The sequence below is a fragment of the Streptomyces sp. NBC_01591 genome (genome assembly GCF_035918155.1).
Taxonomy (GTDB): Bacteria; Actinomycetota; Actinomycetes; order Streptomycetales; family Streptomycetaceae; genus Streptomyces.
Genome location: NZ_CP109327.1, coordinates 6416065 through 6431244, shown reverse-complemented (window position 1 = coordinate 6431244; position 15180 = coordinate 6416065). Strand labels below are relative to the sequence as shown.

Genomic DNA, 15180 nt, shown 5'->3' with positions numbered 1-15180 from the left:
CGACATGACCGATCCCCGCACCACCCCCGTCCCCGACCGCATCCGCTCAGACGTCGCCCACAACGCGCGGGTCTGGAACCACTGGCTCGGCGGAACGGACAACCACCCCGTGGACCGTGCGGTCGGCGACCGAGTCACCGGCATGTACCCGAGCATCGGCGAAGTGGCGCGCGCCGACCGGGCGTTCCTGGGCCGCGCGGTGGCATATCTGGCCGGTGAGGCGGGGATCAGACAGTTCCTGGACATCGGTACCGGCCTGCCGAGCGCCGGCAACACCCACGAGGTCGCCCGGCGCACCGCGCCCGACTGCCGCGTCGTGTACGTCGACAACGACCCGGCCGTGCTGGCGCACGCCCGGACGCTGCTCGCCGGATCGCCGCAGGGCGCGACCGAGTACGTCGACGCCGACGCCCGCGATCCGGAGCAGATCCTGCGGGCCGCGCAGCCGACCCTCGAGCTGGAGCGGCCGGTCGCGGTCATGCTCCTGGGCATCCTGAACTTCGTCCTCGACACGGACGAGGCGCGGCGCATCGTGCGCACGCTGATGGACGCGCTGCCCTCCGGCAGCCATCTGGTGCTCACCCATCCCACGCTGGAGCTGGGCGGCGAGGGCAACGAGGCGGCGATGCGGTTCTGGAACGAGAACGCCACCCCGCCCATCACCGCCCGCACCCGAGCCGAGTTCGCCGTGTTCCTGACCGGGCTCGACCTCGTGGACCCGGGCATCGTGTCGTGCGCGCACTGGCGCGGCGAGCCCGGTGCGGCCCGGGTCGCCCAGTTCGGCGCCGTGGCGCGGAAGCCCTGAGGACACCGGTCCGATGCGCATACGAGACATCACGGCGAGAGTGCCAGGACTCGCCCCGGGAGCCGGCCCCCTCGGCGTGGACCTGCTCATCGCTCTGCTGGTGCAGGCCGCCGTGACCATGCCGTTCGTCGTCCCACGCGCCCCGGAGCTGCCGGAGGCGACGTGGACGTCGTACGGGCTGACCACCCTGATGGTGCTGCCGCTGGTGGCCCGCCGCCGGGCACCGGTCGCGGTCCTCATCGCGGTGCTGGCCGCGGGCGCCCTGTACACCTTCACCGTCGACGGGCCGGGTCAGCCGCTGCCGTACACCGGCCTGGTGGCGTTCTACACGGTGGCCGAGCTGTCCTCGCCGCCGAAGCGGATCGGGATCGCGGCGCTCACGGTGTCGGCGGTGCTGGTCTCGGTCGGACTCGGCAGCGACGACATGCGGGAGCTGCTCTTCTCCCTGTTCGTGTTCGCGGCGGCCTACGCCTTCGGCCGGTTCACGGTGACGCGCAAGGCCTATCTGCGTGCGATGGAGGACCGGGCCCGTCAGCTGGAGCTGACGCACCGGATCGAGGCCGAACAGGCGGCGGCCCGCGAACGGGCCCGGATCGCCCGGGAGATGCACGACATCCTGTCCCATGCGGTGAGCCTGATGATCGTGCAGGCGGAGGCGGGACCGGTGGCGGTCCGCACGGCGCCGGAGCGTGCCGAGGCGGCCTTCGACGCGATCTCGGAGACGGGCCGGGACGCGATGGCGCAGCTGCGCCGGATGCTCGGCGTGCTGCGCGAGAACGAGGGTTCGCCGGACGCGCCGCGGGAACCCCAGCCCGCGCTGGCCGAACTGCCGGGTCTCGTGGAGCGGGTGCGCGGCAGTGGTCCGGCGGTCTCGTACGAGGTCACGGGCAGCCCCGGCGCGCCGGGCCTGGCGGTCGAGGCGACCGTCTACCGGATCGCGCAGGAAGCCTTGACCAACGTGATCAGGCACGCGGACGCGAGCACGGTCAGCGTCCGGCTGGAGCACGGACCCGAGGCGCTGACGCTCACCGTCACCGACGACGGACGGGGACCCGGGGGCGGCTCGGGGCTGGGGCTGGTCGGTATCCGGGAACGTGCCGCCGCGCACGGCGGCACGGCCGGTACCGGCCCCGGTCCGGGCGGGCGGGGATTCCGGGTCCGGGTGACGATTCCGCGGGCACGGCCGGAGCCAGAGACGGAGCAGAGGACAGAGGTGGGAAGTTGACGATCCGTGTGGTGGTGGCCGACGACCAGGAGCTGGTACGCAGCGGCTTCGCGATGATCCTGGACGCGCAGCCGGACATCGAGGTGGTGGCCGAGGCGGGCGACGGCCGGGCGGCGGTCGAGGCGGTACGGCGGCTGGCGCCCGACGTGGCGCTGCTCGACATCCGGATGCCCGGCACGGACGGCATCGAGGCCTGCCGCACCATCAGCGCCGGGACCGGCTGCCGGACGGTCATGCTGACCACCTTCGACTCCGACGAGTACGTCTACGAGGCGCTGCACGCGGGCGCGAGCGGATTCCTGCTCAAGGACGTCCGCCGCGACGACCTGGTGCACGCGGTACGGGTGGTGGCGGCCGGGGACTCGTTGCTGGCTCCTTCGGTGGCACGCCGGCTGATCGCCGAGTACACCTCGCGCCCGCCCGCCACGGCCGTGGCACCGTCGACGCGCCTGGACGTACTGACCGCCCGGGAGCGCGAGACGCTGCTGCACCTGGCCCGCGGGCTGTCGAACGCGGAGATCGCGGCGGCGCTGGTCGTCAGCGAGCACACGGTGAAGACCCATGTCGGCAATGTGCTGTCCAAGCTGGGGCTGCGCGACCGGATCCAGGCGGTGATCTGCGCGTACGAGTGCGGTGTCGTGACTCCCTCTCCGGAGGGAGGTCCGGCCCTCGGCTCCCCCGCGCAGGGGAGCCGGTCTCCCTCCGGCAATCCCCCGGGCGGGGGATCCGCCCGGGCGGGCCGGTCAACAGGATGGAGTCCGTAGGCAGTTACGGATTCCACTCCTTGGAGGCACCCGACATGAACGCCCGCACGTCCCGCACCGTCGTCGCAGCCGCGCTGGTCCTCGGCATCGCCGTGGGCCCTGTCCCACCGGCCCTGGCGGCCGGTACCCCGGCGGCCGCAGGCCACTCCGCGCAGCGGGAGACCACCGGGCAGGCCCCGGACGCCGAGGCCCTGCGCGCCGCGATCCAGGGGCTCCCGAAGGACGACGCCACGGCCGCGCTGGTGCGGGTCTCGGGCTCCGGGGGCGACTGGCGGGGCAGCGCCGGCGTCCACGACCTGGCCTCCGGGCGGCCGGCGGACCCGGACGGCCGCTTCCGGGCCGGTTCGGTGACCAAGGTCTTCACAGCGGCCGTCGTGCTTCAGCTGGCCGGGGAGGGCAGGCTCGGCCTGGACCGCCCGGTCCGGCGCTATCTGCCGGATCTGATCCCGGCGGGGTACAAGGACGTCACGGTGCGCCAGCTGCTGAACCACACCAGCGGCATCCCGTCCGTCGGCTCGGGCGGCGACCTGGACGACGCGTACGCGCACCGCTTCGACCTGCACGACCCGGTGCGGACCGTGCGCGAAGCCACCTCCCAGGAGCCGGACTTCGTGCCCGGCACCCAGCAGCACTACGCCAACATCGGCTACACCGTGGCGGGCCTGCTGATCGAGCGGGTCACCGGTGACACGTACGCCTCGCAGGTCTCCCGCCGCATCCTGGAGCCCCTGCACCTGAAGGACACGTACTTCCCCGGCACCGACCCGTCGATCCGCGGGCCGCACAACCACGGCTACCAGCTCTTCGGCACGGGCGAGCTGCGCGATGTGACGGTGTGGGGGGCGACGGACGCCTGGGCGGCGGGCGACCTGATCTCGACCACCGCTGACCTGGAGCGTTTCACCCGGGCTCTGTTCGGCGGGCAGGTGGTGCGCGGACCGCTGCTCCAGGAGATGTTCACGCTGCCCGACGCATCGGTCCGCGAGTACGGCACGGGCAAGCCCGCCGCGTACAGCGCGGGGCTCTCGGTCATGAGGCTGGGAGGACGCGAGGTCTGGGGCAAGACGGGTGGCCGCTGGGGCTACAACACGGTCGTCGCGGCCACCCGTGATCTCTCCCGGACCCTCGTCTACAGCGTCAACTCGACGGACGCGAAGGGGGACGACATGAACCCCACGGCGTTGAACATAGTGGTGGCCGCCTTCGGCGCCCCGTCGGCCGGGTGACTCAGACCGCCGGGGCGGCCGTCGGCGCGGGCTCCGGCCGCGGTGTCCGCTCCAGGGCCTCCAGTCGCTTGATCATGCGGCGCACCACGAGCAGCGGAATCACCCCGAAGACGCCGAACGACATGTCGATGACGGACCACCAGAGGGGGATGCCACGGATGGGCCCGCAGATCAGCGCGAGCGGGATGATCCCGGCGCAGGCGATCATGCCGAACTCGATGACCCAGATGTTGCGGACCGGGTCGCGGTAGGGGCCGTAGAAGGCGACCGCGATGACGAGGTGTGCGAAGGCCAGCCAGTCGGTGCCGTACAGCACGAAGGGGTATTTCGCGTCGGCCTCGTCGAGGCCGGTGCGGACCTTGGTGATCCACTCCATCAGCGCCGGGAAGTGCTCCGGTACGGGAGAGGCCGAGGACCTCAACAGATCCTCGGCCCAGTGGAGTTCATGGACGAGCGGGAAGGCGGTGAGCCCGCTCAGTACCAGACAGACGATAAAGACGGCCAACCCCACGCGTATGCGCCTCAGCAGGGCTCTTCGCTCGCTCATGTCCGCAGCGTACGCCCGCGTTTACCGGCCTCTTACGCCACCCCTGGTACGGCTCACAGCCCGACGATGGCGTTCCACTTCTTCGCGAATCCGGTGCGTTCCTCGGAGGTGATGTCGCGGGCGATCGCGAGCCGCTTGCGCATCGCGTCGTCGGGGAAGATCAGCGGGTCCTCGGCGAGTGCGGCGGTCTCCTTGTCCTTCGCGGAGGCCAGCACGTCGCGGGCGGCCGGGACGGGGCAGACGTAGTTGACCCAGGTCGCCAGCTCGGCGGCGACCTCCGGCTCGTAGTAGTAGTCGATGAGCCGCTCCGCGTTGCGCTTGTGGCGCGCGAGGTTGGGGATCATCAGCGACTCCGCCCAGAGCTCGGCGCCCTCCTCGGGGACCACGAACTCGATCTCCGGGTTGTCGGCCTGGAGCTGGATGACGTCGCCGGAGTAGGCCTGACAGGCGAGCACATCGCCGGTCGACAGGTCCTTGATGTAGTCGTTGCCGGTGAAGCGGCGGATGTGCCGCTTCTTCACCAGCTTCTCGACCTGGTCGCACACCCGGTAGAAGTCGTCCGGCTGCCAGCGGGTGACGTCGACGCCGTTGCCCTGCATCAGCAGGGCCATGGACTCGTCGAGCCCGGACATCAGCGTCACCTTGCCGCGCAGGTCGTCCGCCCACAGATCGCTCAGGTGCTTGATCTCGCGGCCGAGCTTCTTGCGGTTGTACGCGATGCCGGTGATCCCGGACTGCCAGGGGACGCTGTGCATACGGCCCTTGTCGAAGGCGGGCGAACGCAGTTGCGGATCCAGGTACTTGGCGACGTTCGGCTGCTTCGCCCGGTCCATCTCCTGCACCCAGCCCAGCCGCACGAACCGGGCGGACATCCAGTCGCTGATGACGATCAGGTCCCGGCCGGTCTCCTGGTGGTTCATCAGCGCCGGGCTGATCTTCCCGAAGAACTCGTCGTTGTCGTTGATCTCCTCGGTGTACGTGACGGAGATCCCGGTCCGCCTGCCGAACGCGTCGAGGGTGGGCCGCTTCGACTCGTTCTCGTCGTCGGTGTCGATGTAGAGGGGCCAGTTCGCGAACTGCAGGGTGTGGTCGCTCGCCGAGGTGTCGCGTCCGGCGCGGTCGCCGGGCTCCACATAGGCGGCGGGCACTCCGCAGCCGGCCAGCGTGGCACCGGCCGCCGTGGCTCCGAAGGCGCGCAGCAGGGACCGGCGGGACATGGGGTTCTTCGGGGTTGCTCGCACCTGCGCAGGATGCCGGTCGGCTGGCGGCGCGGGCAATGGACCAACCGTCCAGCGGCACACGCCCCGTCCGCACACCCTGTCGATGCCCGGGCACGGATCGCTGCCGGGGAACGGGAACGGCCCCGGGCGCGTGCCCGGGGCCGTGACCTGCCTGCTGACGGAGTATCAGTCGTCGAGCGAGGTCATGACGTGCTTGATGCGGGTGTAGTCCTCGAAACCGTACGCGGAGAGGTCCTTGCCGTAGCCGGACTTCTTGAAGCCGCCGTGCGGCATCTCGGCGACGAGCGGGATGTGGGTGTTGATCCACACGCAGCCGAAGTCGAGGTTCTTGGACATCCGCATGGCGCGGGCGTGGTCCTTGGTCCACACCGAGGAGGCCAGGGCGTACTCGACGCCGTTGGCGTACTCCACGGCCTGGGCCTCGTCCGTGAACTTCTGGACGGTGATGACCGGGCCGAAGACCTCGTTCTGGACGATCTCGTCGTCCTGCTTGAGGCCGGAGACGACGGTCGGGGCGTAGAAGTAGCCCTTGTCGCCGACCCGGTGGCCGCCCGCCTCGACCTTGGCGTGGGCGGGGAGCCGCTCGATGAAGCCGCTGACCTGCTTCAGCTGGTTGGCGTTGTTGAGCGGGCCGTACAGCACGTCCTCGTCGTCCGGCTGCCCCGTCTTGGTGTCGGCGGCGGCCTTGGCGAGCGCGGTGACGAACTCGTCGTGGATGGACTCGTGGACCAGGACGCGGGTCGCGGCCGTACAGTCCTGGCCGGCGTTGAAGTAGCCCGCGACGGAGATGCCCTCGACGGCCTTGGCGATGTCGGTGTCCTCGAACACGACGACCGGGGCCTTGCCGCCGAGCTCCAGGTGGACCCGCTTGACGTCCTTGGAGGCGGACTCGGCGACCTGCATGCCGGCCCGCACCGAGCCGGTGATGGAGGCCATCGCCGGGGTCGGGTGCTCGACCATCGCGCGGCCGGTGTCCCGGTCGCCGCAGATGACGTTGAAGACGCCCTTGGGCAGGATCTGGCCGATGATCTCGGCGATCAGCACGGTCGACGCCGGGGTGGTGTCGGACGGCTTGATGACGACGGTGTTGCCCGCGGCGAGCGCCGGGGCGAACTTCCAGACGGCCATCATCATCGGGTAGTTCCACGGCGCGACCTGCGCGCAGACGCCGACCGGCTCACGCCGGACGATGGAGGTGAGGCCCTCCATGTACTCGCCGGCCGAGCGGCCTTCGAGCAGCCGCGCCGCACCCGCGAAGAAGCGGATCTGGTCCACCATCGGCGGGACCTCTTCGGTGCGGGTGAGTTCGAGCGGCTTGCCCGTGTTCTCGGACTCGGCGGCGATGAGGTCCTCGGCCCGCTCCTCGAAGGCGTCGGCGATCTTCAGCAGGGCCTTCTGGCGCTCGGCGGGCGTGGCGTCGCGCCAGGCGGGGAAAGCGGCCGCGGCGGCGTCCATCGCGGCATCGACATCGGCCTGCCCGGAGAGCGGCGAGGTCGCGTAGACCTCTTCCGTCACCGGGTTGACCACATCGATGGTCCGCCCGTCAGCGGCGTCCCGGAACTCTCCGTTGATGTAGTTGCGCAGACGGCGCACCTCGGTGGTCACAACCACCCCTCCTGTCGACACGTCCAATGGGTGAGATCACCAGGGTAGTCGCTCAGGTGTCGCTTTCGACATGCCCAACCGCCGTGAACTTCGGATTCAGTGAGATCTGGGCCTTCAAACAACGAATTTCATCGCTCCGGGGTTGCCAGACAGACGAGTCCCGGTGCACAGTGGATGCGTGGCCAGTCGCAGCGCAGACTCCAGGACCGGGAACGGATCGTCACCAGCGGTCGATGCCGTGTCCCTCGCAATCATCGAGCAGCTCCAGGAGGACGGACGTCGTCCGTACGCCGCGATCGGCAAGGCCGTCGGCCTGTCCGAGGCGGCCGTGCGACAGCGCGTCCAGAAGCTGCTAGATCAGGGCGTGATGCAGATCGTCGCCGTCACCGATCCCCTCACCGTGGGATTCCGGCGGCAGGCGATGGTGGGCATCAATGTCGAGGGCGACCTCGATCCCGTCGCCGAGGCGCTGTCGGCCATGGCCGAGTGCGAGTACGTGGTGATGACCGCGGGCTCCTTCGACCTGATGGTGGAGATCGTCTGCGAGGACGACGACCACCTGCTGGAAACGATCAACAAACGCATCCGGGCCCTCCCCGGCGTGCGCTCCACCGAGAGCTTCGTGTACCTGAAGCTCAAGAAGCAGACCTATATGTGGGGAACCCGATAGCCGTGAGCAAGGACCTCAGCCGAACCGCGTACGACCACCTGTGGATGCATTTCACCCGCATGTCGGACTACGAGAACGCGCCCGTTCCCACCATCGTGCGTGGCGAGGGCACCTACATCTTCGACGACCAGGGCAAGCGCTACCTGGACGGCCTGTCCGGCCTGTTCGTGGTCAACGCCGGTCACGGCCGTCACGAGCTCGCCGAGGCGGCGTACAAGCAGGGCCAGGAGCTGGGCTTCTTCCCGGTGTGGTCCTACGCCCACCCGAAGGCCGTCGAGCTGGCCGAGCGCCTGGCCGACTACGCGCCGGGCGACCTCAACAAGGTCTTCTTCACCACCGGTGGCGGCGAGGCCGTGGAGACCGCCTGGAAGCTGGCCAAGCAGTACTTCAAGCTTCAGGGCAAGCCGACCAAGTACAAAGTCATCTCGCGTGCGGTCGCCTACCACGGCACCCCGCAGGGCGCCCTGTCCATCACCGGCCTGCCGGCCCTGAAGGCCCCCTTCGAGCCGCTGGTCCCCGGCGCGCACAAGGTACCGAACACCAACATCTACCGCGCCCCGATCCACGGCGACGACCCCGAGGCCTTCGGCCGCTGGGCCGCCGACCAGATCGAGCAGGAGATCCTCTTCGAGGGCCCGGACACCGTCGCCGCGGTCTTTCTGGAGCCGGTGCAGAATGCCGGTGGCTGCTTCCCGCCGCCGCCCGGATACTTCCAGCGCGTGCGCGAGATCTGCGACAAGTACGACGTGCTGCTCGTCTCCGACGAGGTCATCTGCGCCTTCGGCCGCCTCGGCACGATGTTCGCCTGTGACAAGTTCGGCTACGTGCCGGACATGATCACCTGCGCCAAGGGCATGACCTCGGGCTACTCCCCGATCGGTGCCTGCATCGTCTCGGACCGCATCGCCGCTCCGTTCTACGAGGGTGACAACACCTTCCTGCACGGCTACACCTTCGGTGGCCACCCGGTCTCCGCGGCGGTGGGCCTCGCCAACCTCGACATCTTCGAGCGCGAGGGCCTCAACCAGCACGTCCTGGACAACGAGAACGCGTTCTTCACGACGCTGCAGAAGCTGCTCGACCTGCCGATCGTCGGCGACGTCCGCGGCAACGGCTTCTTCTACGGCATCGAGCTGGTGAAGGACAAGGCCACCAAGGAGACCTTCACCGACGAGGAGACCGAGCGCGTCCTGTACGGGTTCCTCTCCAAGGCGCTGTACGACAACGGCCTGTACTGCCGGGCCGACGACCGCGGCGACCCGGTCGTCCAGCTCGCGCCGCCCCTGGTCTCCGACCAGTCGACGTTCGACGAGATCGAGGGCATCCTGCGCACCGTCCTCACAGAGGCGTGGACCAAGCTCTGACCGGCCCGGCGACCGGGCGGCCGACCACGGACCGGCCCCCGGCCGACCGCCCGGCCGTCCCTCCGGCGGGGCAGGAGCCCCTGCCGTCCCGGCCCGCCGGACGGGCCTTTCGGCTTGACCATCGCCTGACCATTGCTTGACCGGCTCCCAGCCGTCATCCTCGTACGGTCCACACGGTCCGGATGCGCCCATTCGAGTGGGAAGGGGCGCACCCGGGCCGTGTGCTGTGCGCTCACCGCGGTTCGAATCCTTACGGTGCCGAGTGACCGATCGGCCCTCTCTTCGTTCCCCCGTACGGGGGACGGGAACAATGATCTGAACCGAGGTGTACGCCATGGTGGCCCCGCCGGACAACGACGTGATCTGGGCGCGTTCCCTGCACCATTCCCACAACGGCTCACCCGCGCTCGGCGGTGTCTCCCTGGGCGTACGCGACGGCGAGATCCTCGCCGTGACCGGCCCCCGGGGCTGCGGCAAGACGACCCTGCTGCACTGCCTGTCCGGTCAGCTGGTGCCCGAGCAGGGCGAGGTGTGGTTCAACAGCGTCCCCGTCCACACCATGGGTCCCCGGCTGCGCGAACGGCTGCGCCGCGACAGGTTCGGCTGGATCGCCCCCGAGCCCCAGCTCGTCCCCGAGCTGAACACCTGGGAGAACACGGCCCTTCCGCTGCTGCTGCGCGGCGCCACGCACCGGGAGGCGAAGAAGTCCGCCCTGGAGTGGCTGGAACGGCTCGACATCGGCACGTGCGCCAGACAGCGACCGCACACCCTGCTCCAGGGGCAGCGCCAGCGGATCGCCGTGGCCCGCGCCCTGGCCGCCGCCCCCACCGTGATCTTCGCCGACGAGCCGACCGCGACCCTGCACCGCAACGACCGGACGCATGTGCTGCGCACCCTCACCAGCGCGGCCCGTTCGCACGGCATCACGATCGTGCTCGCCACCCATGACGCGGAGATCGCCGCCCTCGCCGACCGTACGGTCCCGCTGCTGGACGGCCGTCGCGTCGCCACCGTCGCCCTGCCCGCCGTATCCGATACGGAGGGCCGCGCGGCGTGCTCGCTCTCCGTCTAGCCCGGGGTTCCCATCCGCTGGTCCTGCTGCGGCGGCTGCTGGTCGCCGCCGCATCCGCCGGGGTCGGCTTCCTGCTGCTGTGCACCCTGGGCTACGCGTCGGGACACCCGGCGCACTCCGCCGGGGCCGTGCTGCGCCTGCTGTGGTGCTTCGTGCCGCTCGCCGCCACGGTGCAGTTCGCGGTCGCGGTGGCACGTACGGACCCGAGCACCCGGCCGCGCTCCGGACTGTCCGCCGTGGGTCTCGGGCCGGTCCGGCTCGCCGCACTCGCCGCGGTCTCCACCGCCGTCTCCTGCACCCTCGGGTCGATGGTGGCGCTGCTGTTCTTCCTGCATCTGCGCGGCGATCTGACCGGGTTGCCGTTCGACGGTGCGGCGGCCGGGCTGCTCGACGCCGACGCCCCGCTGCCGCTCGCCGCCGCGCTCGTGCTGCTGGCCCTGGTGCCGGTGGCCGCAGCGACGGCGAGCGTGCTCGCGCTGCGCGCCGAGCCGGTCCCGACGGCGGCCCCGGACGACACCTCCTCGGAGGTCCTGACGGAGCCGGATCCACCCGGTCCGGCGGCGCCTCCCACGGGGCTGCCGTGGGGCGTGGCGCTGGCCGCGGCGGGCCTCGCCGTCGAGGCGTACATGAGCCGGGGCGACGGTCACAGCCTGCTCCCGCTGCCCGGCAGGCTCGACGCCACCCCGGCCGGGGTGCTGGTGGGGTGGACGCTGACGGCGGTCGGGCTGGCCGTGGCGGGTCCGGGCCTGGCATACCTGTGCGGGCGGCTGCTGCAGGCGGCACGCCCCGGCGCGGTACGTCTGCTGGCGGGCCGGGTGCTGATGGACGAGTCGCGCCGGATCGGCCGGCCGCTCGGTGTGGTGTGCGCGGTGCTCTCGGCGGCGGTCGCCGCCTACGCGCTGTACGGGACGGAGACACACCCGCTCGGCCCGCTGACGGTGCTGGGCGCGGTACTCGTGCTCGGCTGCACGACGGCGACGCTGCTGACCTCGGCACTGGAGGCGAGGCAGGCCCGCGCCCGGACGGCGCGGGCGCTGCTGCGGCTCGGCGCCCCGGCATCGGCGCTGCGGACCGCGACGGCCCTGCGCGCCGCCGCACTGCTGATCGTCTTCGCCCCGCTGACCTGGCTGATCGCGGAGCTGGCCGCGCTGCCGCTGACGGCCTGAGGGCGCGTTCCGCGGACCCGGTGGACGAGGCCCCCTAGGCGCTCGCCCGGTTGTCGGCGAAACCGTGGGCAGGGCCGGTTCAGAAGGAGGCGAGCCGGGCCACGAGCGCGTCGAAGAAGGCCTCCCAGCCGTCCTCGGCCGCTGCGTACTGCTCGGCCGTGAGGTTGCCGCCGCGCTGCTGGAAGGCCATCTCGGTGGTCCTGTCGCCGCGGTCGGTGAAGGTGGCGGTGACGGTCTCGCCCTCGATGTCGTCGGGCGCGGAGGCGTCCTTCACGGTGAACACCAGCCGCTCGGGGGCCACCACCTCCCGGTAGACCCCGTGGAACGGCATCTCGGTGCCCGGCACCACCATGACCAGGCTCCAGGCGCCGCCCGGCCTGACGTCCATCGAGACCCGGTCGAGCGGCACCTCGGCGTCACCGCCGTACCAGGCCGCGAAGTGCTCGGGCGTCGTCCAGGCCTCGAAGACCCGTTCCCTCGGGGCGTGGAGGATGCGGGTGATGTCGATGCCCTCACGTGCTGACTCGGTCATTGTCCCTGTCCTTCCCGGAGTCGTTCCGGATCTGCTGCACGGCCCCGGGACTGTCCGCGAAGGCGTGCCGGAGGTCCCCGGGGCGGCCGGAGCCGCGCTCCGGGGCATCAGGCAATCGTCCGGCCGACGGCCGGATCCCGCGAGCGGTGCCGCTTCCGGCTCGTCCGGTCCGGTGAACGCGGCCGCGCCCGGTTCAGAAGCGGGCGGGCAGGACCACGGTCTCCGCCGCGTCGAAGCCGACCCCGACCGTCGAGCCCTCCTCGGGGGCGTCCCGCAGCGCGCACTCCGCCTCCAGCTCCGGACCGCTCTGCGGCGTCAGCCGCACGGCGACGTGATTGCCCCGGAACGTACGCGTCCCGACCACGCAGCGCAGCCCCTCGTCCGGGGCGCCGATCCCGACCCCGGCCGGACGCACCAGCAGATCGCACGCCCCCTGCGGCGAGCCCTCGGGCACCGGCACCTCGCCCCACACCGTGTCGGCGACGGTGCCGGTCACCGTCGCCTCGACCACGTTGTCGAAGCCGAGGAACCGGGCGACGAAGGCGGAGGCGGGCCGCTGCCAGACCTCCAGCGGAGTGCCCACCTGGGCGATCCGTCCGTCCCGCATCACCACCACCCGGTCGGCCAGGGCGAACGCCTCGCCCTGGTCGTGGGTGACGGCGAGCACCGTCGTACCCAACTGCCCGAAGAGCGTGCGCAGTTCGACCACGAGCCGTTCACGCAGACCGCGGTCGAGCTGGCCGAGCGGCTCGTCCAGCATCAGCAGCTTGGGGCGCGGGGCGAGGGCCCGCGCGAGGGCGACCCGCTGCTGCTCACCGCCGGACAGCGCGGCGACGGCGCGCCGTTCGGCGCCGGGCAGGCCCACCAGGTCGAGGAGTTCGCCGACCCTGCGCTCCTGGTCGCGGCGCGGCACCCCGTGCATCCGCAGCCCGAACGCGACATTGGCGCCGACGTCCCGGTGCGGGAAGAGCTGGTGGTCCTGGAACATCAGGCCAAGACCGCGCCGGTGCACGGGCACGTCGGCCTGGTCCGCGCCGTCCAGCAGCACCCGGCCGCCGTCCGGCGGGTGCAGTCCGGCGACCACCCGCAGCAGGGTGGACTTGCCGCTTCCGCTCGGCCCGAGCACACACACGATCTCGTGCTCGGCGACCTCCAGGTCCACCGCGTCGAGCGCCGCCCGCTCGCCGAAGCGAACCGTGGCCGATTCCAGTGTCAGCATCTCTAGAACTCCCCGGACCGGTCCGTGCGGATACGTTCGAGCAGCAGCAGCGAGACGGCGCAGACCACCATCAGGATGGTGCTGAGGGCCATCGCCTGGCCGTAGTTGAGCTCCCCGGCCCGCCCCAGCAGCCGGGCCACGGCGACCGGCAGCGTCGGGCGGTCGGGCCGCGCGATGAACACCGTCGCGCCGAACTCGCCGAGCGAGACGGCGAACGCGAAACCGGCCGCGACCAGCAACGCCCGCCGCACCAACGGCAGATCGACCTCCCGCCAGGCCCGCAGCGGTGACGCCCCGAGCACCGCCGCCGCCTCCCTCAGCCGCCCGTCCACCGCGCGCAGGACGGGCAGCATGGTCCGTACGACGAAGGGCACACCGACCAGCGCCTGGGCGAGCGGCACCAGGATCCAGGAAGTCCGCAGGTCCAGCGGCGGCTTGTCCAGAGTGATCAGGAAGCCGAAGCCGACGGTGACCGCGGACACCCCGAGCGGCAGCATCAGCAGTGCGTCGAAGCCGCGCACGAGCCGACCGGCGCGCCGGGTCAGCGCCGCCGCGGCGAGCCCGCCGATGACCAGCGCGATGACCGTCGCGACCAGCGCGTACTGCAAGGAGTTCCAGATCGCTTCGAGCGGCGCGACCAGGAACGTACCGCCGCCGGCGTCCACGGACCCCAGCGCACGGTAGAAGTCGAGGCCATGGCCGCCGGTGGTGTCCACGGAGCGCTCGACCAGTACCCCGAGCGGCAGCAGGATCAGCAGGAGCACGGTCAGCAGCACCCCGCAGAGCAGCGCCCACTGCCCGGCGCCGCGCGGCCTGCGGGCGGTCCGTTCCGGGTCGACCAGTTTCAGCGCGGTCTCCCTGCGCCGTACGGTCCACGCGTGAACGGCGAGGATCGCGCCGACCGCGGCGAACTGCACCAGCGTCAGCACGGCGGCCGTCGGCAGCGCGAGCAGCTGCGCGGTCTGCCGGTAGATCTCCACCTCCAGCGTGGAGTACCCGGGACCGCCGAGGATCTGCACGACCCCGAAGGAGGTGAAGGTGAAGAGGAAGACCATCAGCGCGGCCGCGGCCACGGCGGGTGCGAGGGCCGGCAGAGTGACCCGGCGCCAGGCGGCGAACCGTCCCGCCCCCAGCACCCTGGCGGCCTCCTCCTGCCGGGGGTCGAGCTGGGACCACAGCCCGCCGACCGTCCGTACGACCACCGCGTAGTTGAAGAAGACATGGGCGAGCAGGATCGCCCAGACGGTGGTGTCGAGCCGTACGCCCCAGAGTTCGTCGAGGAATCCGCCGCGTCCCAGCAGCGCCAGGAAGGCCGTCCCGACGACCACGGTCGGCAGGACGAACGGCACCGTGACGACCGCCCGCAGCAGTTGTTTGCCGGGGAAGTCGAGGCGGGCGAAGACATAGGCGCCGGGCAGCGCGATCAGCAGCGTCAGCGCGGTCGAGGCGAGCGCCTGCCAGCTGGTGAACCAGAGGACCTCGCGGATGTCCGGCCGGGTCAGCACCTCGCCGATCCGGCCGAACTGCCAGACACCGTCCGCCTTCAGGCCCCGGCCGACGATCGCGGCGACCGGGTAGGCGAAGAACAGCGCGAAGAACGCGACGGGCAGGGCCATCAGCCCGAGCCGCACCGCGCTCCCGCGCCGGGCCTTCGCACGAGCGGCATCCGCGTGCGCCGACCGGCCCGACCGGCTGCGGGGAGCCTTCCCGCCCGCGTCGCTCCCGGCCTGGCCGCTCCCGCCCG

At 71.4% G+C, this 15180-nt stretch carries 14 protein-coding genes; 8 read left to right on the top strand and 6 right to left on the bottom strand.

Annotated elements, in window-relative coordinates; genetic code table 11:
* Positions 1-4: 4 nt before the first annotated feature.
* Genes OG978_RS29780 through OG978_RS29765 form a run of 4 tightly spaced genes read left to right on the top strand, consistent with a single transcriptional unit; the run spans position 5 to position 4020 of the window.
* Positions 5-805 carry an SAM-dependent methyltransferase gene (locus OG978_RS29780; RefSeq protein WP_326768149.1) on the top strand — a complete coding sequence of 267 codons (801 nt, stop codon included), beginning with the start codon at positions 5-7 and terminating at the stop codon, positions 803-805.
* A gap of 13 nt (positions 806-818) precedes the next feature.
* Positions 819-2030 (top strand): sensor histidine kinase, encoded by a 1212-nt coding sequence (locus tag OG978_RS29775; RefSeq protein ID WP_442817762.1) that lies wholly within the window; start codon positions 819-821, stop codon positions 2028-2030.
* Entirely contained in the window at positions 2027-2794 is a 768-nt protein-coding gene (locus OG978_RS29770; protein WP_326768148.1) for a response regulator transcription factor, read from the top strand. Before OG978_RS29775 ends, OG978_RS29770 begins: the two co-directional genes overlap by 4 nt.
* 35 nt (positions 2795-2829) lie before the next feature.
* Positions 2830-4020 carry a serine hydrolase domain-containing protein gene (locus OG978_RS29765; RefSeq protein WP_326768147.1) on the top strand — a complete coding sequence of 397 codons (1191 nt, stop codon included), beginning with the start codon at positions 2830-2832 and terminating at the stop codon, positions 4018-4020.
* Position 4021: 1 nt separating this feature from the next.
* Here OG978_RS29765 and OG978_RS29760 read toward each other — a convergent pair whose 3' ends face one another.
* From OG978_RS29760 to OG978_RS29750, 3 genes are all read right to left on the bottom strand, one after another.
* Positions 4022-4567 (bottom strand): hypothetical protein, encoded by a 546-nt coding sequence (locus tag OG978_RS29760; RefSeq protein WP_326768146.1) that lies wholly within the window; start codon positions 4565-4567, stop codon positions 4022-4024.
* A 53-nt stretch (positions 4568-4620) separates the two neighbouring features.
* Positions 4621-5784 (bottom strand): polyamine ABC transporter substrate-binding protein, encoded by a 1164-nt coding sequence (locus OG978_RS29755; protein ID WP_326770209.1) that lies wholly within the window; start codon positions 5782-5784, stop codon positions 4621-4623.
* 189 nt (positions 5785-5973) lie between these two features.
* Positions 5974-7413, bottom strand: coding sequence for a gamma-aminobutyraldehyde dehydrogenase (locus OG978_RS29750; RefSeq protein WP_326768145.1), 1440 nt, complete (start codon positions 7411-7413; stop codon positions 5974-5976).
* A gap of 178 nt (positions 7414-7591) precedes the next feature.
* Between OG978_RS29750 and OG978_RS29745 the strand changes: the two genes are divergently transcribed.
* The 4 genes from OG978_RS29745 to OG978_RS29730 all read left to right on the top strand — a co-directional run bounded on the left by OG978_RS29745 (position 7592) and on the right by OG978_RS29730 (position 11685).
* Positions 7592-8083: an Lrp/AsnC family transcriptional regulator gene (locus OG978_RS29745; RefSeq protein ID WP_176729251.1), complete on the top strand. Its 492-nt coding sequence runs from the start codon at positions 7592-7594 to the stop codon at positions 8081-8083.
* Complete coding sequence (locus OG978_RS29740) at positions 8068-9447, top strand: aspartate aminotransferase family protein (RefSeq protein WP_326768144.1); 1380 nt, start codon at positions 8068-8070, stop codon at positions 9445-9447. Before OG978_RS29745 ends, OG978_RS29740 begins: the two co-directional genes overlap by 16 nt.
* Positions 9448-9781: 334 nt before the next feature.
* Complete coding sequence (locus OG978_RS29735) at positions 9782-10519, top strand: ABC transporter ATP-binding protein (protein ID WP_326768143.1); 738 nt, start codon at positions 9782-9784, stop codon at positions 10517-10519.
* Complete coding sequence (locus OG978_RS29730; RefSeq protein ID WP_326768142.1) at positions 10501-11685, top strand: hypothetical protein; 1185 nt, start codon at positions 10501-10503, stop codon at positions 11683-11685. The genes OG978_RS29735 and OG978_RS29730 overlap by 19 nt, the downstream gene beginning before the upstream one ends.
* A gap of 79 nt (positions 11686-11764) precedes the next feature.
* On the opposite strand, the gene OG978_RS29725 is transcribed toward OG978_RS29730, so the two are convergent.
* The 3 genes from OG978_RS29725 to OG978_RS29715 form a co-directional block, all read right to left on the bottom strand.
* A complete protein-coding gene (locus OG978_RS29725; RefSeq protein ID WP_326768141.1) occupies positions 11765-12217 on the bottom strand; it encodes an SRPBCC family protein in 453 nt (150 codons plus the stop codon).
* A 193-nt stretch (positions 12218-12410) separates the two neighbouring features.
* The gene (locus OG978_RS29720; RefSeq protein ID WP_326768140.1) at positions 12411-13436 is read right to left on the bottom strand and encodes an ABC transporter ATP-binding protein; all 1026 of its coding nucleotides are present in this window, start codon (positions 13434-13436) and stop codon (positions 12411-12413) included.
* Positions 13437-13438: 2 nt separating this feature from the next.
* Positions 13439-15052, bottom strand: a complete 1614-nt coding sequence (locus OG978_RS29715) for an ABC transporter permease (RefSeq protein WP_326770208.1) — start codon at positions 15050-15052, stop codon at positions 13439-13441.
* Positions 15053-15180: the final 128 nt, after the last annotated feature.

What these genes read in the sequence shown, in the direction of transcription:
- OG978_RS29755 (WP_326770209.1), bottom strand. Translation starts at nt 5,784, where the DNA reads ATGTCCCGCCGGTCCCTGCTGCGCGCCTTCGGAGCCACGGCGGCCGGT.
- OG978_RS29725 (WP_326768141.1), bottom strand. Translation starts at nt 12,217, where the DNA reads ATGACCGAGTCAGCACGTGAGGGCATCGACATCACCCGCATCCTCCAC.
- OG978_RS29780 (WP_326768149.1), top strand. Translation starts at nt 5, where the DNA reads ATGACCGATCCCCGCACCACCCCCGTCCCCGACCGCATCCGCTCAGAC.
- OG978_RS29715 (WP_326770208.1), bottom strand. Translation starts at nt 15,052, where the DNA reads ATGGCCCTGCCCGTCGCGTTCTTCGCGCTGTTCTTCGCCTACCCGGTC.
- OG978_RS29765 (WP_326768147.1), top strand. Translation starts at nt 2,830, where the DNA reads ATGAACGCCCGCACGTCCCGCACCGTCGTCGCAGCCGCGCTGGTCCTC.
- OG978_RS29735 (WP_326768143.1), top strand. Translation starts at nt 9,782, where the DNA reads ATGGTGGCCCCGCCGGACAACGACGTGATCTGGGCGCGTTCCCTGCAC.
- OG978_RS29720 (WP_326768140.1), bottom strand. Translation starts at nt 13,436, where the DNA reads ATGCTGACACTGGAATCGGCCACGGTTCGCTTCGGCGAGCGGGCGGCG.
- OG978_RS29775 (WP_442817762.1), top strand. Translation starts at nt 819, where the DNA reads ATGCGCATACGAGACATCACGGCGAGAGTGCCAGGACTCGCCCCGGGA.
- OG978_RS29760 (WP_326768146.1), bottom strand. Translation starts at nt 4,567, where the DNA reads ATGAGCGAGCGAAGAGCCCTGCTGAGGCGCATACGCGTGGGGTTGGCC.